The organism is Pseudonocardia alaniniphila, assembly GCF_022524485.1.
Taxonomy (GTDB): Bacteria; Actinomycetota; Actinomycetes; order Mycobacteriales; family Pseudonocardiaceae; genus Pseudonocardia; species Pseudonocardia alaniniphila.
The window spans coordinates 97317-121969 of sequence record NZ_JAKXMK010000007.1 but is presented as its reverse complement, the minus strand read 5'-3'; the positions used below and the strand labels follow the sequence as shown (position 1 = coordinate 121969).

At 70.1% G+C, this 24653-nt stretch carries 19 protein-coding genes and 1 tRNA gene; 13 read left to right on the top strand and 7 right to left on the bottom strand.

Going from position 1 to position 24653, the window contains the following annotated elements:
- Window positions 1-15: 15 nt before the first annotated feature.
- The 3 genes from MMF94_RS08995 (at window position 16) to MMF94_RS08985 (ending at window position 1651) form a co-directional block, all read left to right on the top strand.
- Window positions 16-804, top strand: coding sequence for a DUF3105 domain-containing protein (locus MMF94_RS08995; protein ID WP_241035846.1), 789 nt, complete (start codon window positions 16-18; stop codon window positions 802-804).
- Window positions 804-1541: a DUF305 domain-containing protein gene (locus MMF94_RS08990; protein WP_379660483.1), complete on the top strand. Its 738-nt coding sequence runs from the start codon at window positions 804-806 to the stop codon at window positions 1539-1541. The genes MMF94_RS08995 and MMF94_RS08990 overlap by 1 nt, the downstream gene beginning before the upstream one ends.
- A gap of 35 nt (window positions 1542-1576) precedes the next feature.
- Window positions 1577-1651: transfer RNA gene (locus tag MMF94_RS08985), tRNA-Arg, on the top strand.
- Window positions 1652-1794: 143 nt separating this feature from the next.
- On the opposite strand, the gene MMF94_RS43295 is transcribed toward MMF94_RS08985, so the two are convergent.
- Complete coding sequence (locus tag MMF94_RS43295; RefSeq protein ID WP_277398681.1) at window positions 1795-1920, bottom strand: hypothetical protein; 126 nt, start codon at window positions 1918-1920, stop codon at window positions 1795-1797.
- A 106-nt stretch (window positions 1921-2026) separates the two neighbouring features.
- Here MMF94_RS43295 and MMF94_RS08980 point away from each other — a divergent pair, with 106 nt between their 5' ends.
- The 4 genes from MMF94_RS08980 to MMF94_RS08965 all read left to right on the top strand — a co-directional run bounded on the left by MMF94_RS08980 (window position 2027) and on the right by MMF94_RS08965 (window position 7374).
- Window positions 2027-2800, top strand: coding sequence for an SDR family oxidoreductase (locus MMF94_RS08980; RefSeq protein ID WP_277398680.1), 774 nt, complete (start codon window positions 2027-2029; stop codon window positions 2798-2800).
- 286 nt (window positions 2801-3086) lie between these two features.
- Window positions 3087-3881 (top strand): IclR family transcriptional regulator, encoded by a 795-nt coding sequence (locus MMF94_RS08975; RefSeq protein ID WP_241035843.1) that lies wholly within the window; start codon window positions 3087-3089, stop codon window positions 3879-3881.
- Between the two features lie 285 nt (window positions 3882-4166).
- On the top strand, window positions 4167-5639 hold the full coding sequence (locus tag MMF94_RS08970; RefSeq protein WP_241035842.1) for an aldehyde dehydrogenase: 1473 nt from the start codon (window positions 4167-4169) through the stop codon (window positions 5637-5639).
- Window positions 5640-5763: 124 nt separating this feature from the next.
- A complete protein-coding gene (locus MMF94_RS08965; protein WP_241035841.1) occupies window positions 5764-7374 on the top strand; it encodes a GMC family oxidoreductase in 1611 nt (536 codons plus the stop codon).
- Between the two features lie 43 nt (window positions 7375-7417).
- Here the strand turns inward: MMF94_RS08965 and MMF94_RS08960 are convergent, their stop codons facing one another.
- Complete coding sequence (locus MMF94_RS08960; protein ID WP_241035840.1) at window positions 7418-8317, bottom strand: universal stress protein; 900 nt, start codon at window positions 8315-8317, stop codon at window positions 7418-7420.
- Window positions 8318-8752: 435 nt separating this feature from the next.
- On the opposite strand from MMF94_RS08960, the gene MMF94_RS08955 reads away from it, so the two are divergent.
- The 3 genes from MMF94_RS08955 (at window position 8753) to rox (ending at window position 12052) form a co-directional block, all read left to right on the top strand.
- Window positions 8753-9187 carry a nuclear transport factor 2 family protein gene (locus MMF94_RS08955; protein WP_241035839.1) on the top strand — a complete coding sequence of 145 codons (435 nt, stop codon included), beginning with the start codon at window positions 8753-8755 and terminating at the stop codon, window positions 9185-9187.
- A 233-nt stretch (window positions 9188-9420) separates the two neighbouring features.
- Window positions 9421-10362 (top strand): LLM class F420-dependent oxidoreductase, encoded by a 942-nt coding sequence (locus MMF94_RS08950; RefSeq protein WP_241035838.1) that lies wholly within the window; start codon window positions 9421-9423, stop codon window positions 10360-10362.
- 262 nt (window positions 10363-10624) lie between these two features.
- Complete coding sequence (gene rox, locus MMF94_RS08945; RefSeq protein ID WP_241035837.1) at window positions 10625-12052, top strand: rifampin monooxygenase; 1428 nt, start codon at window positions 10625-10627, stop codon at window positions 12050-12052.
- 11 nt (window positions 12053-12063) lie between these two features.
- Here the strand turns inward: rox and MMF94_RS08940 are convergent, their stop codons facing one another.
- The 5 genes from MMF94_RS08940 to MMF94_RS08920 form a co-directional block, all read right to left on the bottom strand.
- Complete coding sequence (locus tag MMF94_RS08940) at window positions 12064-12627, bottom strand: hypothetical protein (protein WP_241035836.1); 564 nt, start codon at window positions 12625-12627, stop codon at window positions 12064-12066.
- Window positions 12624-13685 carry a hypothetical protein gene (locus tag MMF94_RS08935; RefSeq protein ID WP_241035835.1) on the bottom strand — a complete coding sequence of 354 codons (1062 nt, stop codon included), beginning with the start codon at window positions 13683-13685 and terminating at the stop codon, window positions 12624-12626. Before MMF94_RS08935 ends, MMF94_RS08940 begins: the two co-directional genes overlap by 4 nt.
- Before the next feature lie 396 nt (window positions 13686-14081).
- The gene (locus tag MMF94_RS08930) at window positions 14082-15551 is read right to left on the bottom strand and encodes a leucine-rich repeat domain-containing protein (protein ID WP_241035834.1); all 1470 of its coding nucleotides are present in this window, start codon (window positions 15549-15551) and stop codon (window positions 14082-14084) included.
- Window positions 15552-15729: 178 nt separating this feature from the next.
- On the bottom strand, window positions 15730-16611 hold the full coding sequence (locus tag MMF94_RS08925; protein WP_241035833.1) for a hypothetical protein: 882 nt from the start codon (window positions 16609-16611) through the stop codon (window positions 15730-15732).
- The gene (locus tag MMF94_RS08920) at window positions 16608-16946 is read right to left on the bottom strand and encodes a hypothetical protein (RefSeq protein WP_241035832.1); all 339 of its coding nucleotides are present in this window, start codon (window positions 16944-16946) and stop codon (window positions 16608-16610) included. Before MMF94_RS08920 ends, MMF94_RS08925 begins: the two co-directional genes overlap by 4 nt.
- A gap of 27 nt (window positions 16947-16973) precedes the next feature.
- Here MMF94_RS08920 and MMF94_RS08915 point away from each other — a divergent pair, with 27 nt between their 5' ends.
- From MMF94_RS08915 to MMF94_RS08905, 3 genes are all read left to right on the top strand, one after another.
- Window positions 16974-21407 (top strand): CHAT domain-containing protein, encoded by a 4434-nt coding sequence (locus MMF94_RS08915; RefSeq protein ID WP_241035831.1) that lies wholly within the window; start codon window positions 16974-16976, stop codon window positions 21405-21407.
- A gap of 197 nt (window positions 21408-21604) precedes the next feature.
- Complete coding sequence (locus tag MMF94_RS08910; protein WP_241035830.1) at window positions 21605-22459, top strand: hypothetical protein; 855 nt, start codon at window positions 21605-21607, stop codon at window positions 22457-22459.
- Between the two features lie 688 nt (window positions 22460-23147).
- On the top strand, window positions 23148-24635 hold the full coding sequence (locus MMF94_RS08905; RefSeq protein ID WP_241035829.1) for a hypothetical protein: 1488 nt from the start codon (window positions 23148-23150) through the stop codon (window positions 24633-24635).
- The last annotated feature ends 18 nt before the right edge of the window (window positions 24636-24653 follow it).

Sequence of the window (24653 nt, the reverse complement as noted above, 5' to 3'; positions counted from 1 at the left end):
TGTTCTGGACGGATCATGGTCAGCGGCAACAAGAGCAAGGCGTCTCGAAGCTCGCGCGCGCGCACGCCCGTCGTCAGCCAGAAGTCCACCCCGTGGGGGCTGATCGCCGCCGTTCTCGTGGTGGTCCTCTTCGCAGGCGGTGTGTTCGGCTACGCGTTCCTGCGCAACCAGCAGAACCAGGCGAAGACCGAAGCGCTCGCCCCGTTCACGCCCACGGCGCAGAACCAGGACCCGTCGACGCAGATCCCCGGCGTGGTGGTGCAGGGATACCCGGGCGGCCAGCACGTCGGCCGCGAGACCCAGGTCGCCTACACGCACAGCCCGCCGTTCGGCGGCGCGCACGACGCCGTGTGGGCCGCGTGCAACGGCGTCGTCTACCCGCAGGCGGTGCGCACCGAGAACCTCGTCCACTCCCTCGAGCACGGCGCGGTCTGGATCGCGTACAACCCCGACCAGGTCACCGGAGACGCACTCGAGACGCTCCAGAGCAAGGTCGACGGCCAGCCCTACACGGTGATGTCGCCCTACCCGGGGCTGGACCAGCCGATCTCGCTGCAGTCCTGGGGCCACCAGCTCAAGCTGTCGGACGTCGCCGACCCGCGGATCGACCAGTTCATCGCCGCGCTGCGCCTGAACCAGTACACGTACCCCGAGCCGGGTGCGAGCTGCAACGAGGTCGGATCGAACGGCGGCTTCTCCCAGGACAACCCGCCACCGTTCGCCCCCGCTCCCGCCCCCGGCACGCCGGGCTCGCAGGTCGAGACAACGCCGGGAGCGGGCGTCGCCCCCGACGGCGGTTCATGATGGTTCGGGTGAGCACCCCGACCGCTCCGGCCGCCGGCACCATGGACGCCCCGCCACCCGCGGACCCTCCGCCGCACGAGGGCCGGTGGGTGCGGCCGCTGCTCATCGTCGCCGCCGCGGCGGCCCTGCTCCTACTCGGGGCGGCGGGCGGCCTCCTCGCCGGCCTCCCCGGCTCGGCCCCCGCGCCGGCCACACCCACCGCCGACTCCGTCGACGTCGGGTTCGCGCAGGACATGACCGTGCACCACCAGCAGGCCGTCGCGATGGCGGCCTGGGAACGCGACCACACCACCGACCCGGCGCTGTTCCAGCTCGCGTCCGACATCGAGGCCACCCAGACCTCCCAGATCGGGCGCATGCAGGGCTGGCTCGAGCTGTGGGGCGCCGGGGCGCTGCCGGTCGGCGGCCACATGGCCTGGATGACCGGCCCCGCCGACCACGCCCACATGGGCACCGCGACGCCCTCGGGCGGCGTCGCCACGATGCCGGGCATGGCCAGCACCGAGGAACTGGCCGGCATGCGGGCGGCCACCGGCCACCAGCTCGACGTGATGTTCCTGCAGTTGATGCTGCGTCACCACGAGGGAGGCGCCACGATGCTGCAGTACGGCGCCCAGCACGCCTCGATGCCGCAGGTGCGCAACCTCGCCGCACAGATGCTCAGCTCCCAGACCACCGAGGCCGCCTACCTGCGTCAGCTCCTCGCCGAGCGGGGTGGGCAGCCGCTGCCGAGCTGAATCAGGGCGTGCGCTAGGGTTTCCCACGTTGCACGGCCCCCGTAGCTCAGGGGATAGAGCACCGCCCTCCGGAGGCGGGAGCGCAGGTTCGAATCCTGCCGGGGGCACCATCCGGATCACCACCAGAAACGGCCCCTCACCAGCATGAACAAGGTGAGGGGCCGATCTTGTTGTGTCCGACCAAGTCCGGCCCGCACCGGCGCCAATCGGCCGTCTGTGCCCAATGCGTGTCCACGCCGTGCCCAGCAGGCACCTACGTGCCGTCGCGGTGTCCGAGCGCCTGCATGACTCGCCATCGCGCGATGACGTCCTGTCCGTCGATGCACTTGGCGTAGACCTTGAGCAGCACCTCGGCCGAGTGCCCGGCCCATTCGGCCACTTGCGGAGCCAGGCGGGACCGGCTACCCGGCCCACACGATCAGGTGGCGCGGTGCCTGAAAGGGAACTCGGCTGCGATCAATCTGCGGAACCGCAACAGTGATCACATGTCGGCGAGCGCAGCGCCTCGGGTAGCCATCGTGACTGGAGTCAGCCGCCGGATCGGCATCGGAGCTGCTATCGCACGTCGACTCGCGGCCACAGGAACCTCTCTGTTCCTGCACTCGTGGGAACCGCATGACGCCGATCAACCTTGGGGAGCCGACAGCAATGGCGCGGAGCTGCTCGTCGAGGAACTCACCGCGACCGGGGCACGTGTTGAGCACGCCGCAGCCGACTTCTCCGAGCCCACGGCACCGGCGAGCATCCTGAATCAGGCAGTCGGCGTCTTTGGCCACATTGACATCCTCGTCGCCAACCACGCCCGCAGCAGCAGACAAAACCTCGATCAGCTCACCTGCGAGGAGATTGACCTGAGCTATGCCGTCAACACCCGTGCGAGCATGCTGCTGGTCAAGGAGTTCGCCCGACAGCACAGCGGCGTGACGCCCGGTCGAGTCATCCTGATGACCTCCGGTCAGCATCGCGGCCCGATTCCCGACGAACTGCCATACATCGCTTCGAAGGGCGCTCTCCACCAGCTCACGATCAGCCTGGCCGCCCACCTCGCACCCCGCAACATCACCGTCAACACCATCGACCCAGGCGCGACCGACACCGGCTACGCCGACGATCAGTTGCGCCGAGAAGTCATCGCGCATGAGCCCATGGGCCGCTGGGGCGAACCCGACGACGCTGCCCGTCTCGTCAGCTGGCTGACCGGGCCCGACGCAAGCTGGGTCACCGGGCAGGTCATCGTCTCATCTGGAGGAGGCCCATAACCCAGATCCTTGTGACGCCAGACTTGGCCTCCGGCAGCCGGGCTCCGGCCTGCCCGGTACCTGACCATGATCGGCAGATCGGGGTCGCAAACCGGGCGGTACACAGCTGCAAGTCCCCAAATGACGATCATCACCGGACAGACGGGCCGGCCGACCCCGCCTCAGCCAGGTCGAGACGCACGCGTGCCGCAACGGGTCGGGGGTCGCGGCTACCTCAGGCGTGAACGCGATCGCCCGGCACCGTGCAGCGTTGCCCCGTGGAGTCGGCCGACCTACACTCTGTCTCGTGGACGATGACGCTGTATCCGTATCGATGACAAACCAGGACAACCGCCCGGCGAACATTCTCAGCTCGACGCAGAAGACCCTCGCCTTGCTGGAAACCCTGGCCTCGCTGCCCCGGCCGTATGGCGTGAGCGAACTCGCGCGCGTCGTGGGGAGCTCGCGCGGCACCGTCCACAAGCAACTGGCCACGCTGGTCGCGTCCGGCTGGGTGGAGCAGGACGAGCAGGGCCGGTACGGACTGAGCCTGCTCACGGTCCGGGTAGGCAATACCGCGCTCCAGCACGCGGGGCTCGGTCAGAAGATCCAGAACGTGCTCGAAGGGCTCGTGGCGGTGACCGGGGAAACCGCGACGATCGCGGCGGTGCACCGGGACAGCGGCCTGATCATCCAGCGGGCGGAAAGCGATCAGGTGCTGAGCGCCGATATCCGCGTCGGCACCCGGATTCCACTCAACGTCGGCGCGTCCAGCCACGTGCTGCTGGCGTTCGCCATCACCGAGGAGCAGCGGCACGATCTGCGGCGACGCGGCATCGAACTGCCGTCGGAGGAATACCTGGCGGGAGTTGCGGAGTCCGGCGTCGCGTTCACCCGTCGCGAGTTCGTCGACGGGATTGACGCGGTGTCGATCCCACTGCAGCACCAGCTCGATTTCAAGACGACCGCGCTGACCCTGGCGGGCCCGTCCGGCCGGATCGACCCGGACAGCGCGGAACGGGCGCTGCGCGCCGCCCGCGAACGCATCCTGACCCTGGCTGGCGGCCGGGTGCCGGAACTGCGCGACGCATCCGGCGACTAGGAGATACCCGGGCCGACCGGCCACTCAGCCGGTCGCTGACCACACACCGTGTCGCCCGGCGGTGCCGCCGTAACGGGGCTGCCCGGCCTCAAAGAAGAGGCGATGAAAGAACCGTTGCCGGGATAGCGGACACACTGCCCATCCCGTTCGACCCGGCAACCACGCTTTATGGCGTCGCATTGTGACGCGTCCGTTTCTGGTGGTGGCGAAGGCCTAGCGCTTCGGGCACCTGCCCCGCCAATGCGGGCCTAGCTCTACTCCTGCCGAATCGAAAGTGAGGCGATCATGACCGAACTTGTGCACTTTCCGATGCTGATCGGAGGGAAGCCGGCTGAGGCCGCTTCCGGCATCACCTTCCAGAGCGAGACCCCCTACACCCGGCAACCGTGGGCGGACGTCCCGGACGGATCGGCGGAGGATGTCGACGCGGCTGTCGACGCGGCCCGGGCTGCGCTGGACGGCGAGTGGGGCCGCATGACGGGGTTTGCCCGGGCGGCCTGCCTGCGTCGCCTCGGGGACCTCGTCACCGAGGACGCCGACAGGCTTGCCCGGCTGGAGGTACAGGACTCGGGCAAGCTCTATCGCGAGATGCTCGGCCAGCTCCGGGCGATCGGCGGCTGGTACCACTACTTCGCCGGTGTCGCGCAGGGACTGGAGGGTCGGCAGATCCCCTCTCCCAACCCCGATTACCTCGTCTACACGCGGCGTGAGCCGGTCGGCGTGGTCGCGGCGATCACGCCCTGGAACTCGCCGCTGCTGCTGATGACCTGGAAGCTTGCGCCCGCGCTGGCCGCCGGCTGCACGGTCGTGGTCAAGCCGTCCGAGCACTCCCCCGTGTCGACGCTCGGTTTTGCCGAGCTGATCGGCCAGGCCGGCTTCCCCGCTGGGGTGGTCAACGTCGTCACCGGCCTGTCCCGGAAAGTCGGCGAGCACTTGGTCGCCCACGAGGGTGTCGACAAGGTCGCGTTCACCGGATCGACCGCCACCGGCCGAGCGGTCGCCCGTGCCGCCGCCGACCGGCTCATCCCGGCCACGTTGGAGCTCGGTGGCAAGTCGCCGCAGATCGTATTCCCGGACGCGGACCTGGACGCCGCCGCCAACGGCCTCGTCGCGGGCGTCTTCGCGGCCACCGGGCAGAGCTGTATGGCCGGTTCCCGGCTGATCTGCCACGTGGACGTGCACGACGAGCTGGTCCGGCGGGTGGCCGAGCGGGCCGCCGCGATCCGGCTCGGCGACCCGTTCGACGAACACACCGAGATGGGTCCGGTCGCCAACCGGCCCCAGTTCGAGAAGGTGGTCGGATACCTGGACGCCGCTCGGGACGAGGGCGCCACGGTTGCCTATGGGGGTGCCGCAGATGACCAGCTCGGTGGCTACTTCGTCTCGCCGACGGTGTTGTCCGTGACGCCCGCCAGCACCGTGTTCCGCGAAGAGATCTTCGGCCCGGTCCTGTCCGCGGTGACCTTCACCGACGAGGACGAGGCGATCAAGCTGGCCAATGACACTCCGTACGGCCTCGCCGGGGCGGTCTGGACCAAGGACGTGCATCGTGGTCACCGGGTCGCGGCCCGGGTGCGGGCCGGTTCGGTGTGGATCAACGCCTACCGGGTCGTGGCGCCCAACGTGCCGTTCGGTGGGTACCAGCAGTCCGGAATCGGACGCGAGAATGGCGCCGAGGCCGTTGACGCCTATCTGGAGACCAAGGCTGTCTGGGTGGAATTGACCGGCAGCACGCGGGACCCCTTCATCCTGGGCTGAGCGGGACCGGCTCGATCAGCGAGGCTCGTCGCCAGTGCCGCACGGCTGCGGTACGAGGCCGACGGGGCCGCCGCAGGTGCGTTGGAATTCTGGTGCAATCCGTTGATCGCAAGGAGTTCATCCCGTGATCTCGTCAGAAGAGTTCGACTACATCGTCGTTGGCGCAGGGGCAGCCGGTTGCGTGGTCGCGGCCAGGCTCACCGAGGACCCGGCCGTGCGGGTGCTGCTGTTGGAAGCCGGCGGGCCGGACGACGATCCGATCATGGCGGTGCCCACCGGCGCGTTGAGCACCTGGCGTGGGTCGGCTGACTGGTGCGATTCCACGGTGCCGCAGCCGCAGCTGGGTGGGCGTCGAATCGACATCTCGGCCGGCCGCGTGCTCGGCGGCGGGGGCACGATCAACTACACGGCCTGGTGCCGCGGGCACCGTTCCGACTACGACGGATGGGCCGCACGCGGCATGGAGGGCTGGGCGTGGGACGACGTTCTGCCCTGTTTCCGCCGCAGCGAGGACAACGAGCTGGGCGCTTCGGCGCTGCACGGAACCGGTGGCCCGATCGCCGTGACCACACCGAAGGACGTCGATCCGCTGTCGCTGGCGTTCATCACGGCCGGAGTCGAGCACGGTCTGCCGCTGAATCGTGACTTCAACGGCGCCGAACTGGACGGCGTGGGCCTGCTCTACAGCAACGTGCGCGACGGCGAGCGAAGCAGCGGGGCCCGGGAGTATCTGCGCCCCGCGTTGGCGCGGCCGAACCTGACGCTCCACACCGGCTTCCTGGTCGAGCGAGTACTGCTGGAAAACGGTGCGGCACGGGGTATCACCGGGCGCGACAGCCACGGGCGGGACGTCAGCTACCGGGCAGGCGCCGTGGTGCTCTCCGCAGGGGCCATCCGCACGCCGCAGCTGCTCATGCTGTCCGGAATCGGTCCCGCTGACCACCTGCGCGAGCATGGCATCGAGGTCGCGCTCGACCTGCCCGGCGTGGGCGGCAACTTTCAGGACCACCCGATGAACATGGCCTCGTGGCCACTGACGCGGGGCACCACCCTGCTGGAGCACCTCGAATCGGACGAGGCCAAAGAGCTCTACGCGCGGGAGCGCCGCGGTCCGCTGGCGGCGCTGGTCCAGGCCGCGGCATTCATCCGTTGCGAGGACGACGCGCCCGCACCCGACATCCTGGCGACCCCGATGCTGTTCGACATGACCGGCGGCCAGGACCCTGGCGTGACCTGCCTGGTCACCCTGCTGAACCCGCAGAGCCGCGGCACCGTGCGGCTGGCATCGGCGGACCCGCGGGCAGCGCCGCTTCTGGATCCGTGCTACCTCCAGACCGCGCGCGATCGCCGGACCATGGTGGCCGGGACGCGCCACGCGCTGGAAATCTTCGCCAGCCCGACTCTCGGAGCCTCGGTGGGCCCGCTGGGGGTGCCCGCCGCGACCGACGACGCCGCCCTGCTCGACTCCGCGCGTGAGCTGATCACCTCGATGAACCACCCAGTGGGCACCTGCCGAGCGGGACGGGACGCGGAATCCGTCGTCGATCCCGCCCTCAGGGTGCACGGGGTGGCGAACCTGCACGTCATCGACTCGTCGGTGATGCCGGATCTGCCCCGCGCTTTCACTCACGCCCCGTCGGTGATGATCGGCGAACGTGGCGTCGCACTGCTGGGTGAGGCCCGGACCGATCCGACTCCTGAGTCCCGAATCACTGGCTGGACGGCATCCGGGTAGAACTACCAGGACTGAACGCTCAGCTTGATTGCACGACGCCGGGCTACGTTGCCCCGCGCCGCGATGCTTCAGCCGCGCCGGGCACATTCGCAGCCGGCGCCTTGCGCGGGGTCACCTTCGACTTGTCCGGCAATGGGCCGGAGGTGTGCAGGAGCGGACGGCTGGTGACGACGGTCGGGCCCCCACAACTCCAGCAGGCCGGCTCGGGATCGAGGTCGCGGCCCTCTATCTCGCACGTGATGCAGTGGTATGCCGACAACCTCTGTTCGCTCGAAGCGTGGTCGCGAATGGGTACCACGACAGTCGGCACCGGCACGTTGCACATGATCTTCATTGCGTCGGTGCGGGAGGTGGAACCGATGAGCTGTACCTCTCCCTGCTCCCAGTGCATCGTCCCGAGGCGGTCCCCGTCGACGACGGTGACCAGAATCGGCTGGGTCAGCCCGTGACGCACCGCGAGTTGAGCCGCCGAGGCAACCACCGGCTGCGACGGCCTCGGCTCGTCGTACGCATAGACGATCTGCCGCAACCGCACCCGGTGCTCCGAGTGGTAGCCGCACGGGGCGAGCACCGTCGGCACCTGCGTGGCAGGTAGTAGGTCGCCGGTGACACTCCCGGTGGAGAACCGGCGAATCGATCCACCCGAGCCCGCGCCGAGGACCACCATGCCGGCGTCGAGTTCGGCGACCAGCGCGAGGATCCCCTCGGCCGGTGAGCTCGCGGTGCGGGTGATGTACACGGCGTTCACCTCGTCCCCGAGGAATGATTTCGCCTCGCCGAGCCCCTCCGCCGCGGCCCTCCACAGGGAAGTGTTCGGATAGCCTTCCACCTCCGGGATGATCGTGCACACGGTCAGCGACACGTCCGCGGAGGAGAACAGGCGGGCCGCAGCGAGCGCCGCCCTGCCACCGTTGCCCGGTGAGTACGCAACCACGTAATTCATGCCGTTGCGACTTGCCGACCCCCGGGAGCCGATCACGTTGCACGAGGCGTCATTACCTACTTCCATGATCCGTTTCTCCGTTCATTTACCCTGACGCAACCGCAAAACGGATACGTGAATACACCCGGCCGAGATGAGAATGTCGCGACCCGATTGGCCGCGTGGTCCGATATGCGATATCAACACGAGATGACGTCCGGTGTGACACATCGCACCATACCTACGTGCTGCAATCAGGGACGATTCATCCACACTTTCTGACGGAATGCTTACAGGCCCAACGGCAATCGACACAGCCCAACACATAACAGCACATAAGGGACCGACCGGGCGATTGCCGGCATTCCTTCGATCATGCGATCGGCGCACCTGTGCCGGTCCGGCATTACCCGGGAGGTCATCGACCCGCCGCCGCTGCCCGGCAAAGCTGTTCACATGGACACCCGGGAGACGGTCGACGAGCTGCTCCGCCGCGTTGCGGCCGGCGACATCGAGAAGATCGCAGAGCTCTACGCCGACGACGTGGACTGGATGCTCGACTGGCCCGATGGCGACTATTCGCAGACCGTGCCCTGGATCCGGCACCGCTCCACCCCGGCGGGCGTGGCCGACCACTTCCGTCTCATCGCAGAGAACCACGTTCCGGACGAGAGCTCCGCGACGGTCGGCGCCGTGCTCGTCGACGGAACCGACGCGATGGTGCTGGGCAGGTTCCACAACACCGCGAAAACGACCGGCCGCCGCTACGTCGCGGCCTTCGCCCTGCACCTGACGGTCGAGCACGGACTGATCACGCGTCACCACGTCTACGAGGACAGCCTCGCCGTGGCCAGAGCGTTCGCCACCGATGATCGGTCCGCACCGGCGTAACCGCTTTCCTTCCTCAGGTCCGGGTTCCAGTAGTAACAGCAGAAATACCAACAGATACGTACTGGCAGCTCCGCCCGCCACGAGAACGTTCAGCGCGCGGCCACCGGGTCTCGAATGGATATTGACCAGCGATAGAGCACCCACGGGACTGTTACTGTCAGAGCGCGCGGATGAAAGTCCACCACCTCACATGCGCTCGTCGATATACAACCCCCCGAAGAGGTGCTCTCTGCATGGAATGCCACGTTTTCACCAACCCCCAGCAAGGGTCGACCGACAAAGATCTCGTCACGACCGCGATGATTGCTGAGGATTGTGGACTGGCCGGTTTCTTCCGATCTGATCATTATCGGGCGGTGGGGGACATCGCAGGGTTGCTGCCTGGATCCAGTGACGCCTGGGTGACGCTGGGTGCACTTGCCGGGGAAACGCGCTACATCCGGCTCGGCACCCTGGTGACCGCCGCGACGTTCCGGTATCCCGGGCCGCTGGCCATCACGGTTGCCCAGGTCGATCAGATGAGCGGTGGGCGTGTGGACTTCGGCTTCGGTGTCGGGTGGTACGAGCCCGAGCATCGCGCCTACGGCATCCCGTTCCCCGACCTGGGCGAACGCTTCGACCGGTTCGAGGAACAGCTCGCGGTGATCACCGGCCTGTGGGAGACCGCCGAGGGCGAGACGTTCACCTACCAGGGCAGGTACTACCAGTTGATCGACTCGCCTGCGTTGCCCAAGCCGGTGCAGAGCCCGAGGCCACCGATCATCATCGGCGGACACGGACCGAAGAAGACGCCGCGCCTGGCCGCGCAATACGCCGACGAGTACAACTTCGACTTCCCTGCACTCGAGGAGATACCGCCGCAGACTGCCCGCCTGGATGCCGCTTGCGAGAAGATCGACCGCGATCCCTCGACCCTGCGCCGATCCGCGATCCTGCTGCTGGCCTGCGGCCGCGATGACGCCGAAGTCACCCGCCGCTCCGACGCCGGGGCGAACCCGTCCTACCGGTCCTGCATGCTGAAGCACGGACTGGTCGGCTCTCCGGGACAGGTGGTCGACCGCATAGGGCTGTTCGCGGAAGCCGGCGTCAGTCGCGTCTACCTCCAGACGCCGCAGCAGTACGACGTGGACCACTGGGAGTTCTTCGCCGACCAGGTCCTGCCACAGCTGACGTGAGCTACTCACGCGAAACCTCGCCACGGCAGATCGACGAGACTCGCGGTCGGCGGTTGATCACAAGACAAAGGCGAGGAGTTCTCCACTCCCCGCCACTGTCAACGTATAGCGCAGAGGGGGCCTTGCGGCAAGACCCGGGTCGTGCCGCAGAATCTCCGGCCGAAGCCCGGACCTGCGGATATCAGGGATTCGGGAAGTGCGGGTGTTCACCGGACCGCACGGAGAACCGGCCGGGAACAAAGTGTGTCGAATGGGGGGCTGCATGGTTGATGTGATCGTTGCCGGCGGTGGACCGACCGGATTGATGCTGGCCGGCGAGTTGCGGCTGCACGGCGTGGACGTGGTCGTGCTGGAGAAGGAGCCAGAGCCGACCAAGCATGTCCGAGCGCTCGGCCTGCACGTGCGCAGCATCGAGGTGATGGATCAGCGCGGGCTGTTGGAGCGGTTCCTCGCGCAGGGCCGGCGGTACCCGGTCGGAGGTTTCTTCGCCGGCATCGACAAGCCGTCGCCCGAGCGGCTGGACACCGCGCACGGGTACGTCCTCGGCATCCCGCAGCCCGTCACCGAACGTCTGCTGGCCGAACGTGCCACCGAGCTCGGCGCCGAGATCCGGCGTGGCTGCGAGGTGGTCGGGCTGAGCCAGGACGACCACGGGGTGACCGCTGATCTGGTCGACGGCACGCGGCTGCGCTCCCGTTACCTCGTCGGTTGCGACGGCGGCCGCAGCACGGTGCGCAGGCTCGTCGGCGTCGGCTTCCCCGGCGAGCCCTCCACGGTGGAGACGCTGCTGGGCGAGATGGAGGTGGCCGTGCCGCCGGAGGAGGTGGCCGCCGTGGTGACCGAGATCCGCAAGACCCACAAGCGGTTCGGCCTCGGGACTTCCGGGGACGGGGTGTATCGCGTCGTCGTGCCCGCCGAGGGAGTAGCCGAGGACCGCTCGATCCCGCCGACCCTCGAGGAGTTCAAGCAACAGCTGCGGGTGTTCGCCGGCACCGACTTCGGCGTGCACTCGCCGCGCTGGCTCTCCCGCTTCGGCGACGCCACCCGGCAGGCCGAGCGCTACCGGGCCGGCCGGGTGCTGCTGGCCGGCGACGCGGCGCACACCCATCCGCCGACCGGCGGCCAGGGCCTCAACCTCGGCATCCAGGACGCGTTCAACCTCGGCTGGAAACTGGCCGCCGAGGTCGGCGGCTGGGCGCCGGAGGGGCTGCTGGACAGCTACCACGCCGAACGGCATCCAGTGGCCGCCGACGTGCTGAACAACACCCGCGCGCAGATGGAGCTGCTGTCCCCCGAGCCGGGTCCGCAGGCGGTGCGCCGGCTGGTGTCGGAACTGATGGACTTCGAGCAGGTGAACCGGCACCTGATCGAGAAGCTCACCGCGATCGGGGTCCGCTACGACTTCGGTAAGGGTCACCACCTGCTCGGCCGGCGGATGCGGGACGTGGGGCTGAAGCGGGGGCGCCTCTACGAGCTGACGCACGGTGGCCGCGGACTGCTGCTCGACCAGACCGGGCGGCTCTCGGTGGCGGGCTGGGCAGATCGGGTCGACCACGTCGTCGACGTCAGCGAGGAACTGGACGTGCCCGCGGCGCTGCTGCGGCCGGACGGGCACGTGGCGTGGGTCGGTGAGGACCAGCAGGATCTGCACAACCATCTGCCCACGTGGTTCGGCGCGCCCGTCAGCTGACACGCGGTTGCTCAGCGGCGCTCCGCGTCGAGCCGGGTGCGCATCGCGGCCAGATGGTCGTCGCGAATCATCGGATCGGGATCGAACTCGGGGCGGCAACCGAGGATTCGGGCGAGATAGTTGTAGGCGAAGTCGGCGCGACGCAGCCCGAGTATGTAGGCGATGGTCGACTCCTCCGACCCGGCGAGAGGGCCGGGTTGAAGGTCGTCCAGCAACGGCCGCAGCGCCGGGACAGCGTCGGTGCCGAGTTCGAGCAGCGCTCGGGCGGCCTCCCGGTCGAAGCTGTTGCCGTCCTCGTCGAGGTAGCCGAAGTCGTTGAGCACGGCATACTCGCGCAGCGCCGCCGCGAGCGTCTCGGCACGGGCCGACGCCGGCACGGCCGCGTAGGCCTCCGGTGCCTCGCGGCGCAGCGCGAGCAGCAGCAACAGCGCGGTCGGACCTGGGCTGGCCGCAAGCAGGTCAGTGGCCGTCTCACGCTCTTGCGCGCTGTCGAAGCGCGCCTCGTGGAAGGCGGAGGACTCTTCGGCAAGCACGCCGACCCGAGCGTCGGCGAGCAGCCGCTCGAGTCGGTTCATCGCAGCTCCGGAAGCGGTTTCTGACCAGGTGCGTTGCGGCTTCCCGCAGACAATTTGGTCTGGCTGTTCCAGGCGTTGATGGCCGAGCCGAACGTTCGGCTGGGCTTGTTGAAGATCTGATGCGGCTTGGGGGCGATCTTGAGGTCCGCGGCCACGGTGAAGCCCCAATGGATCACCGCGTAGACCTTCCCCGCATCAGCGCCTTTACGGCAGACCACTGACGTCTCGAACGACCATTCACAGCTGGGCTGAGTCCACGATGGATAGTCGTACATCGAGGCCGGCGTCGTGCCGCCGCGCACCCACGGGGTGAAGTTGGCCTGGCCGCTCCCGTCGTCCTTCATGCCGTACCAGCCCTGCTCCTTGCCGTTCAAGCGGTCGATCTTGGTGCGATCCCGGATCATCCGCGTCTCGCTGTTCGGGCTCAGGTTGGCCTTTGTATCGGAGTCGATCACCTGGACGGTCTGGATGAAGGCGATCTCCTCGGCGTCCACCGCGTCGCTCGGCTGGAAGGCGACTTGGAACCCGTACCTGTATCGACCGTCCCTCGCCCTCCTGCCGTCCTGGACCAGTCCTTCCCGCTGCACCGTGACCTCGCCGTAGCCCCTGCCGGGCTCGGCCTGTTCGTCGAATACGCCCTTCCCCATCAACACCACCGTGATCGCCTCACGTGGGAGGGACACATCGAGGTCCAGCCGGCGGGTGGCGTCGTCGACGTAGCGCAATTGGTCGGCCGTGAGCGCATCGAGCGCATCGAACATCCACGGATGCCCCAGCAGCCAGGACGAGGCGTCACCTTCGACAGGCGCAATGTCGGAGAGCAGTTGCGCGACCTCCGCCCAGTCCTGCGCACCTACCGCGCCGGTGAACTTCTCCTGAGGCGATCGGCGTCGATCTTGCGCCACCTGCCCCGCAGTCTCCGTCTGAGGCCGGCGGCGGCGGCCTCGCGCAGTCTCTCCCGCTGCCTCCACGGCCGGATCCGAGGGGATCAACGTTCCGCCGCCCGACAATGAGCTCGTGACAGCGGCGTTGCCGGCGGTGCGCTGCAGCTGCAACACGAGACCTGCCAACCCGCGCGGTCCTGTCCGCCGTAGTGCCGGAGCCGGGGCGACCGGGCGTTCCAGCTCGCCCTTGTGAATGCGCTGCAAGCTCACGCGGGGCCCTTCCTCACGTCCAGCGCTCGCTCCCGCCGGGAGGAGCGGCAGTCGACAATCACCGTGGCCGCGGCCATTGCGTATCGTGGCGTGTTCAGCGAGTGACCGCTGCGCGATACCTGCTCCGGCGAGCAGCACCCGGCCACCCTGCCAGACGACTCGCAACCGCATGCCATGATCCGGATCACAGCCGTCCTGGATTGCCGCACTGCGTGTCGGCGCTGTGACCGTACCGATCCGCCTTTTTCCAGAGCATTTTCGAATTTCCACAGGTCAGCGATACGAAATGCCTTCGAGCTGTCACGCGAGGCCGCCGACGAATATTCCCTTCGCGCGCAGGACCTCGATTCCTGTGAGCCGGGTGGAATCACTCTCCGACAGGTCGACGCCCTCCAGCGCGGGCATGTCCCGGAGTGGGCCGACGTCGGTCAGGGGGTTGCCGCCGATCGACAGCTCCTCGACGGCTCGGCATCCGGCGAGCGTGGCCGCGTCACGGATCCGGTTGCCGGACACGTCCAATGTGGTGAGGGCCGGCAGCGCCTGAAGCGCGCTCGGATCGGTGATGAGGTCGCGTCCCAACCGCAGCTTGTCCAGGTGGGACAACCCTGCGAGCGGGGTGACGTCGGCGACCTGGTTGTTGCTGACATCGAGTTCGGTGAGGGCGGCCAGTGACGCCAGCGGCCCGAGGTCGATGATCGCGTTTCCCGACAGCCCGAGAAAGCGGAGCTGGGTCAGTCCTGTGAGCGGGGCGATGTCGGTCACCTGGTTGCCGGACAGGCCCAGCTCCTGCAACGAGGTGAGGCCGGCCAGTGGGCCCAGGTCGCGGACGGCGTTGTTCGTCAGTGTCAGACGCGTCAGCTGCGGCGCCTGCGCCAGGCCGGACAGCTCGCCGACGTCGTTGCCCGACAGGTCCAGGTCCACCAGGTTCGGCAGGTGGTCGAGCCCGTCCAGGGTCGCTATCCGCCCACCCTGTGGCAGGTCGCCGTTGCACGCCAGGTGGAAGACGCTGTTCAGCTCCCGCTCCGACACGCGATCGCTGCCCATGTCGTCGACCGCTGAGCGGACGCAGGCGGCGAGCGCCGGGTCGGGGAACAGTTCCGCGAGCTCCAGGCGGTTGCCCACCTGCGAGTACCCGGCCCAACCGGCGCCCGCCCCTACCAGGACGATCGCGCCCACGAGGATCCACCGGGCCACTCGCCGGCCGGAGGCGGACGCCAGTGCGGGCGCTGCCGGGCGGGGACCGTTCGTGCGGGCCGGGAGAGACCACCACCGGGTGGCGACGACCACCAGCAGCAGTGCAGCCACGCCGACGACGGCCGCGGCCACGATAGGGGCGTTCTGGACGCTTCCGCCGCGATACGCCAGGGGCTGGACGGCGAGCCCGAGCAGCGCGATCGCGTACAGCAGGGCAGTGACGACCGTGATCGCCGCGGCTATCGCGCCGAGCAACCGGTCACGGAGCAGAGCAGCCAGCCCGGCCACGACCAGGACGGCGCCGACCACCACCAGCCCGAGGGGGGCCAGCACCGTCGCCGCGTTCATGGCCACCTGTGTGAGCGGGAAGTCCAGGCGGAACAGGTGCAGCGCGTCGGTGCTGACTGTGGTCGCGACGCCCACGCCGGCGATGACGATGCCTGCGACGACGATCGCGGCGCCGCCCGCTCGGGTGCTCCGGACGGACGCGGCGAGGGTGGTCATCAGCGGGGAGCAGGCCATGGCGACCACGAGTGCCCTGCTCGACAGGTCGTACGGGGCGAGCGCCACGGCCACCGCGATCCCGGCGATGCCGACGACCCATGACGCGACGATCAGACTGCGGGGAACCGCGGACCTCCAGGCATCGGACCATCGCCCAGCGGACGCAGGGTGCGGCAGGACCTTTGCGGAAAGATCACGGTCCGTCAAATGAACACTGCGCAGCACCACGACGGCGGGGCGACACGGTGGGTCAGGTCGCCTTCCGGAAGACGTCGGTGACCCGGTGCCCCACTGCGCTGCCGAAGCTCTCCTCGTCCTCCAGCAGATCGAGACGGCGGGCGAGGGCACTCTTGTTCACGTCCACGGCGGATTCGATCAGCGTGGCGTAGGTCTGCACGGCAGCGCGGCCGCGGAGCCGGCCCGTGGTCCACACCCCGACCGCGATCAGGGCCGACGGCCACCAGAAGGCGGCGACGACGAGGTAGCCCACCGCCCAGCTGGCGTGCAGCGCGGCAGCGTCGAACACCGACCGCGCCGCCCTCAGCTCGCTTCTCGTCGAGTCGTCGACGACGAGCCAGAGCCGCGGCCACCACGATTCGAGGTCGGCGCCGTACTGGTGATGCACACGGGCCTCGACAGCGGCGAGCTGGTCGCCCATCCAGGTGGGGCGGGAGGGCCGGGACAAGGAGATCGCGTTGCGACGTGCCGCGCTGCTGTGGAACTGCTCGACGGTGCCCTGCTGATCCGCTGTCCAGGCGGCGGCGTCAGCGGAGTCCCATCGCCTCCGGCGCCGTTCCACGAGCCGATCGCTCACGAGCCGCGCCGGGCGTCCCCACGCGCCCAGCCACAGCCGTTGGGTCAGGCCCGACAGCGCACGGACGGTGAGCCCGATCCCGCTGCACGCGAGGAGCAGCACGCCCAGGAGAAGAACCTGGGACGCCACGGGGAGCGCGCCGACCGCCCGGAACCAGGTGTCCACCGTGGTGGCGAGCAGGCGGGCGTCCAGCGCCGACGACTGGCCCAGAGCAGCGGCAACACCGGCGACCGCGACCAGCAGGAGGCTGGGCAACAGCAGCAGCGAGATCCACTTCTCGGCGAGCCGTTTGCCCAGCTCCCCGAAGAAGGACGTCATCCGCGGCCCGGGCGCAGGGGTTCGTCGAGCACCCAGCACCGTTCGTCCGGGACGGGTCCTCCCGGTTGCCGCCGCACCGCCCGGTCGCACGCCTGCCAGGGGCAGGCGTAGACCTCGCCGGTCGGCCGCCCGCGGAGCCCGGGCACCGACTGGTAACCCCCGCGCAGGGCGTCGGCCGGGATCCCGAGGCGTGGCAGCAGATCCGCGACGGGCGAACCCGTCCGAACGTCGGCGAGGACGGCGGCGAGCTCGCCGGCGAGACCCTGCCGACCGGCCGCAGCCCGTAGCTGGGGCAGCGTCCGGCAGAAGGCCGCGAGGTGATCGTCCGCATTCATCCGGATCATCCTGGCAGCATCGGCCCTGTGGATCACGAGGACGCGGCCGCTCGCGACGACCTCATGCGGCGCGCGACCGCCCGGATCGACTCCTCGGCGGCCGGTGACGCCACGGCGGTGACCGACCCCGAGGCGCTCGCGGATGCCGACCGGCTGCTGGACCTCATCGGGACCCCGGGTGGTCCCGACATGCGCCTGCAGTACCTCGCCGGAATGGTGCACTGGAACCGCTGGTCGACGATGGGCGAAGCGGGCCGCCGGTCAGGCGAGATCGCCGAGCTGTTGCTGACGCCGCTGTACTTCGTGGACCGGTCGCTGCTTCCCGCCCAGCTGACCGAGCAGATCGACATCCACCGGAGCCCGGGGACGGGCGAGGCCGGGCGCTACCTCGACTGCGGTTTCGCGCTCGCCTCGCTCGCGGCCGAGCTCAACCGGCCGGTGTTCTACGACCCGGCGGTGCAGATCCTGGACGCCGCGGTCATGGCGAGCTCCGGCGACGACCCGCAGCGGTTTGCCTACCTGTCGCTGCTGGGTGAGGTCTTGTACCGCCGCCACGAAGCCGGAGGCGACAGCGGCGATCTGGAGCGCGCGGTCGAGGCCTCGCGAGAGGCGTGCCGCCTCTCCCCCGCGACCGGCCCGGACCTCGTGCCACAGTTGATCCTTCTGGGGCGATGCCTGGCGCTGAGGGCGGAGCGGAGCGAGGACCCGGCTCCCCTGCTGGAGGCGGTGGACGTGCTCCAGCCGGCTCTCCGTGACGCCGAACCCGCGGACCGGGACGAGGTGCTGGGCCTCGCTGTCTTCCTCCTCTCCGTGGGCGCCGGGCGCCCGCAGACCGATCGCGCCATGGATCCCGGCTTCGCCGCCGAGGTGGTGGCAACGGCCCGCAAAGCGCTGCTGGCCGGCACGCCGGACGATCCCCGTCACCTGGTGCGGACGGCCCACCTGGGGCTGGCGCTCGCCCTCGGTGGCGACCCCACTGCGACCGGCGAGGCCGTCCGGCTCCTGTGCGACGCCATCCGCGGGCTGTCCCCGGCCGAGGACGCGCGGCTGGCCGCGCTGTCGACGCTGCGCAACACGCTGCTGCTCGACGCCGTCGTCCCGCTCGACGACGAGGATTTCGACCTCGCCTCCGCCGTGGCGGAGGAGACGGCCGCCGCGTCGGGCCCGGATGACCCCGACCACTACATGTGTCTGGCGGTGCGCGCTGCCGCCCTCGTCCGCCGGTGGGCGAGAGGCAGCGACGACGGGGTCCGCGCCATCCTGGTCGAGGCGACCAGGGATCTGGCAGCGGCGGCCCCGTCGGCGGCGGAGAGATCTCGAATCCTGGACAGCATGGCTCTGTTCGAGCCCCCGATCGCCGAGGAGCCCGGACCCGATGACACCGAGCACCCGTTGGACCGGGCCGAGAACCGGGAGATGCTCGACCGCGCGATGACTGCGTTGCGCGGGTCGATCGCGGCCGAACCGGTCAACCGCGCGCTGCTGCCGATGTGGCTGGCCGATCTGGCCCGGATGCTCCGGCAGCGGTGCGACTGGCGACCCGAGCTCGGCATCGTCGACGAAGCCATCGACGTCCATCGCCGTCTGCTCACGTTGATCGAGCTCTCTCCCGATCGCCACGACCGCTGCGTCGACCTCGCGGCCCTGCTCAGCACACGATCCTCGCTCACCGGCGAGCGGAAGCCGCTGGTCGAGGCGGTGGAGATCCTGCAAGGCGTGCTCGCCGATGCAGGGCTCGATCCGACGACCCGCGCACGAACCCGTTACCTGCACAGCACCACCATGGTGGATCTGGCGCTGGCCCTCGCGGAGCCCGGCACGGCAGAGCGTGCGGAGGCAGCGGTTCGCGCCGTGATCGACGCCGGCGAGCCGCCGGAGGCCATGCCGTCGAGCTGGCACAACCTCGGGGTCGCCCGGCGGCTGCGCTACGAACGCACCGGCATCGGCCTGTCCGGCGCGATCGACGCCGCCCGCCGCGCCGTCACGGCCGGGGAGGGAACGCCCGACGGACAAGGCGAGCGGTTGGCCCACCTGGCCCACTTGCTCGGTCTCGACGAGCAGCTCGATGAGGCGCTGGCCCTTGCCCGACGGGCCCTCGCGGAATACCCGGCCGACCACGCGCGCATGGTCGGCGCCCTGGGCGAGATCCTGCGCATGCACCACAACCGGTTCGGCGGCGCCTCCGAGCTGGACGAGTCGATCGCCATCCTGCGCGCCGCCGTGCGCGCGGCCGGCGCCCCGGTCTCGCGGAGCATGCGCCTCATGAATCTGGCCGCCGCGTTGCGGGCCCGGTACTCCCATTCCGCCGACCTCGACACGTTGGAGGCGGCGATCGCGGCGGGCCGGGAGGCGTTGCTCGCGCTTCCGGCCGATCATCAGGCCGTGCTCGGGCTGCGCAACAACCTCGTCGTGCAGCTCGTGGAGCACTACAGCCGCACTCGCGAGGTGAGCAGCCTCGACGAGGCGATCGAGACGGGTCGCACGGTCGTCGCGGCCACGGCGCCCGACCATCCCGCGCTCGGGATCCGGCTGGCGAACCTGGCGCTGGCGTTCGCCCGCGAGTTCGAGCGCACCGGCGAGCGGTCGGCCCTCGACGAGGCCATTGCCCTGGAGCGCAGGGCCGTCGAGCTCGCTCCACCCGGCCACCCGCACCGGGGTATGCGGCTGAGCAATCTCGCCGTATCACTCTTCAAGCTCGTTGAGGTCTCCGGGACCCGGCGTGCAGGACGAGACGCGGTTCGGGCCGCGCGTGAGGCCGTCGCCGCCACTCCCGACGACCATCCTGGACGCGGTCCCCGGCTGCTCAACCTGGCCATCGCGCTCTCGGCGGTCGGCAGACCGAGCAGGTCACTGCTGCGGGAGGCGAGCCGGGTCGCCGAGATCGCTGCCCGGCTGCCCACGAGCCCGCCATCGAACCGGCTCGGCGCGTGCCGCGTGTGGGGTCGGATCGCCGCCGCGCTGTCGCACTGGGACGATGCCGCCGCGGCGTTCACCGAGGGCGTGCGTCTTCTCCCCCGCGTGGCGCCCCGGAACCTGACGCGCGCCGACGCCGAGCACCAGCTCGCCGGGATCGACGGCGTGCACGTCGACGCGGCGGCCTGCGCGGTGCAGGCGGGTGATGCGGCGGGCGCGCTGACCGCTCTCGAGCAGGGACGTGGCGTGCTGTTGACCTACGCCCTCGAGTCCCGCACGGAGCTCACGGACCTGCACGCCACCGCACCCGAGCTGGGAGTCGAGGTACAGCAGCTCATCCAGGAGCTGGACGCGGTGGGCGAACCGCTGCCGGCCGAGGAGGACCCGGCCGCGGTGCTCGACACCCGGTACGCGCTGTCCGGGCGGTGGGACGCCACGCTGCGCCGGATCCGCGCGGTCCCGGGCTTCGAGCGGTTCGGCGCTCCACCCTCGATCGGTGACCTTCTCCCGGCCGCGCGGCTCGGCCCCGTGATCACGGTGAACGTCAGCGAGTTCCGGTGCGACGCCCTCGTGGCGACGTCCGGCGGGGTGCGGGTGGTTGCCCTGCCTTGGCTCGCCGCATCGGACGTCGCCGACAGGACGGGCGCCTTCCTGCAGGCGTTGGAGCTGGTGGAGACGGGTGACCTCGTCCAGCGCATGGAGGGACAGGCGGTCGTGCGCGCGACGCTCGCGTGGCTGTGGGACGTCATCGCGGGACCGGTGCTCGACGCGCTCGGGTACACCGGCAGCCCTCGCGCGGGTGCGCCGTGGCCGCGTGTCTGGTGGTCCCCGACGGGGATGCTGAACTTCCTGCCGCTGCACGCGGCAGGCCACCACGACGGGCACGGGCGCGCCGTACTGGACCGGGTCGTGTCGTCCTACACGCCGACCCTGCGGGCGCTGCTGCACGCCCGCTCCCGGCCCGCGGCGCCCGATCCCGCGCTTCTCGCGGTCGCCCTGGCCGAGACCCCGGACCAGCAGTCGTTGCCCGCCACGGTCTCCGAGGCCGGGGCCCTGGTGCGCGGGCCGGGGCGCGCCGTCCAGCTCGTGGACGCCGACGCCCGGTACGACGCCGTGCTCTCCGCGCTCGCCGACTGCGGATGGGCGCACTTCGCCTGCCACGCGGTCAGTGATCCGCTCAGCCCGTCCGACAGCCGGCTGTTGCTCTACGACCGCTCCCTCGCCGTACGCGACATCAGCAAGCTCCGGCTGCAGGATGCCGAGCTCGCCTTCCTGTCCGCATGCTCCACCGCACGCGGCAGCGCGCAACTGGCCGACGAGGCCATCCACATCGCCTCCGCGTTCCAGCTCGCCGGCTACCGGCACGTCGTCGGCACGCTCTGGCCGGTGCTCGACGCCACGGCCGCCCGGCTCACGCAGGGCTTCTACGACCGGCACCATCGAGGCGAATCCCCGGCGGAGGCATTGCACGCCGTGGTGCGCGAGCTGCGGGCGGCCCAGCCCCTGGCGCCGTCCGCGTGGGCAGCCCACATCCATGCCGGTCCCTGAGCGGCCCCGGCGGCGTCACTACCCTCACCGGGTGGACGAAGTGGCAGCCGTGCTGTCGGGCCCGCGCGGTCGCCGGTTCTGCGCCGAGGTGGCGTGCGCGAATCACGAGGACCTGAGGCGGCTGTACTACGAGGCCGCCTGGTTCCCCTCCGACGAAGCCCGGCGGCGACTGGTCGACGCCCTGGCGGACACGGCGGGTGACGGACCTCGACGAGCACACCCTTCTCACGTGCCTCGCCGACGCGGTGGCTCACGCCCGGTACTGGCAGCCACCCGACGAGGCGGACGTCCTGCTCGCCGACCCGGTCGTCGCCGCCGCACTGCGTCCGGTGGCCCAGGCCGTGGTCGGGTCGCCGACGTGGCGGTGGTGGACATCGCCTCTCGCCGAGAACGCGCAGGCCCACGTCCAGTGGACGGGCCAGTACGCAACGGACCCGCCGCGGGTCACCGGCGCAGCCGAGGGACTTCGGGAATGGCGGCGGGAGACGCTGGAGGCCGAGCGCAGAACGCAGGAGTGGCCGGGCGACCCGGCGGCGTCCGGCAGCGGGCCGTGGTGGTCCACACCGGCGGAGCGGCGTGTCGTTGCGACTTCACGCGCCCTGCCCGATCTGAGTGCCACCCAGCTGATGCTGGTCGAGGACGAGATGGGGTGGTCGCAGGCTCTCGTGCGGCCGCTGGGGCTCGTCCGCCCCCCACGGGTGTACGAGGTGTCCGGGCCGCAGGCCTGGGTGGACCTGGTCAACCGGTATCCGTTGGAGGTGTCCCGGTCGCGCCGCCACGACTGGTGGCACACCACCGGACGGGTGGGCAGGTGGTTCGTCCCCGACTGGCAGGCCGTCGCCGCCGACCACGATGCGGTTCACCTGAGCGTCGCGGCCTACCTCGTCACGCCTGGGCGGGCCCTGGAGGTGGCGGGCGGCGCGACGGTCGTCGCCGGTTGGGACCCCGACGCCACGTTGTGGCTCACCGACCTCCTCGCCCCGGCCGGAGAGCCGGTCGCCTGGGAGCGCTACGACGACGGCGGGCGGTGGCGGTGGCGCCCGCGCGCCTGACTCGCCGGGCGCCGAACCAAAAGGCTGACCACACGTTCGGGTGGATGGTCAACGCCCGACGACGGTGCCGGTGAGCAAGTCGTAGCCGGTCGCTGCCAAGGGCCGCCCACTCCGGTGCCGCACGCTCTCCGGACCGAACACGCATCCGGCATCAAACGCCCGGCTCGCGGGGCCACTGCCCGTGCACTCGCTCGAGAGGATCTTCGGCCCCCGCAGGAGCGCAAGCCGGTCGAACGGCCCGAGCGCCGGAGCGGCGGTCGCGACCGGTGATGGCATGCTGCGCGATGCTCGAAGCGTTTCCGCAGGTCGCGATGCTACTTGACGGCTCGTCGACCGCCGCCGGGTGATCGAGTGCGGCGACGCGGGGCCCGGGTGACGCATCCGTGTCGATCCGTATGGATCCATCCCGTCCGATGCGTGCATCACGTCCCCCGTACCGTAGTGACACGGTTTCACGTGCTTGTCACCTGTGGGCCAGGAGACGGGCTCTTGCCGTTCATCGTCCGAATGCCCGGTGATGGCAGGTCGCCTCGCCGAACGTACGGACAGGACGGCCCCGCACGACGACGGCAAGCGCCGAACGCGAACAGGGGCGACGATGGGCGTACGGAAGCGGAGCGAAGTCCTCCGGGCCAGGATCGCTACGGCCCGCGCCCTCCTACGGTGGGCGAAGGACCTGCCACCCCGGATGGATGCGCTCGAACGGCACCTCGGCGCCATCGACGCCGAGCTGCACGCCCACCGCAACGACACCGGGGATGTGCAGTCCCGGCTCGCCCAGGTGCTCGCGGCGGTCAGCGAGTCCCGGGAAGGGGTCGTCGAGCTGCGCGACTCCGTCGACGTCGCCGCCCGCCGCACCGCCTTCCGGCGCAAGCCCACCCGCGTGCTGTTCCTCGTGCACGTCTTCGGCGCCTGGGACGCCTATCACGCGCTCGTCGAAGCGATGGCCGCGAGCAAGGACTTCGAGCCGATCGTCGCGTCCATCCCCCGCCGGTTCGCCGGATCGGACGGCCTGGTGGGCGAGGAGGACGTGCACCGGGGCCTCACCTCTCGGGGCGTGCCTCATCTCCGCTTCGCCGACGGCGCCCCTCAGGACGTCCTCCGGCTGATCAAGGCGATCGACCCCGACGTGATCTTCCGGCAGTCCCAGTGGGACGCCGACATCCCCGACGAGCTGGGCACCGAGCGGCTCGGCTTCGCCCGCACGTGCCTCGTCCCCTACGAGACGATGAACATCGTCGTCAACGTGCCGGACCACCGGGAGTCCAACACCGCCGTCGACAGCGGGTACCACCGCGCGGCCTGGCTGGTCTTCTGCACCAACGAGATGATGCTCGAGACGGCCGTCCGCGACGGTGCACGTGGCGGGGCGCAGTTCCGCGTGGTCGGCCACCCCAAGGCCGACCACCTGCGGGCAGCACCGCCCGACTGGCCCGTGTACGGCACGGCGAGCGGCGTCGCCCGGCCCGGCCGCATCGTCTGGTCCGCGCACCACACCATCGCGCAGGGCTGGACGGATTTCGGCGCTTTCCACCTCATGCGCGACGACATGCTCGCGTGGGCCAAGCACTGCGCCGACACGCAGTTCGTGTTCATGCCGCACCCGGCGCTGCTGCCGTTCTTCGACTCGGACGCCTCTCCCGTCAGCCGCTCCGAGTTCGACGCCTGGATGCGCGAGTGGACTGCACTGCCCAACACCGCGGTGCTGTCCGAGGCGGACTACGCCCCGACCCTCGCCGCTTCCGACGTCATGGTGACCGACGGGTTGTCGATGCTGGTGGAGTACCAGCTCTTCGACAAGCCGGTGATCTTCTTCGAGCGCGAGGGGCACCGTCCCTTCAACGCCATCGGCAAGCAGGTCGTCAAGGGCGTGCACAGGGCGCACACCGTGGAGGAGGTGCGCGAGCTGGCCGCGAAGTTCGTCGGCGGCACCCCCGACCCTCTGCGGTTCCGTCAGCGGGACAACATGCACAAGCTGTTCGGCGACGGCGGCAGTGTCGAGCGGATCCTCACCGCGCTGCGGCAGGAGATCGCACGTGAGCGGGGCGAGGTGGGCTCCGAGCCCGCCGGCCGGCCCGGGCGACGCCCGTCCGCCCGCCAGGAAGGCGCCCGCGCGATGCGGAACCGGCGTCCCGCCGGGCTCGAACGCGCAGGCGAGCCACCGGCCTGGGACTGACCGCTCGCCCTGGTCCCG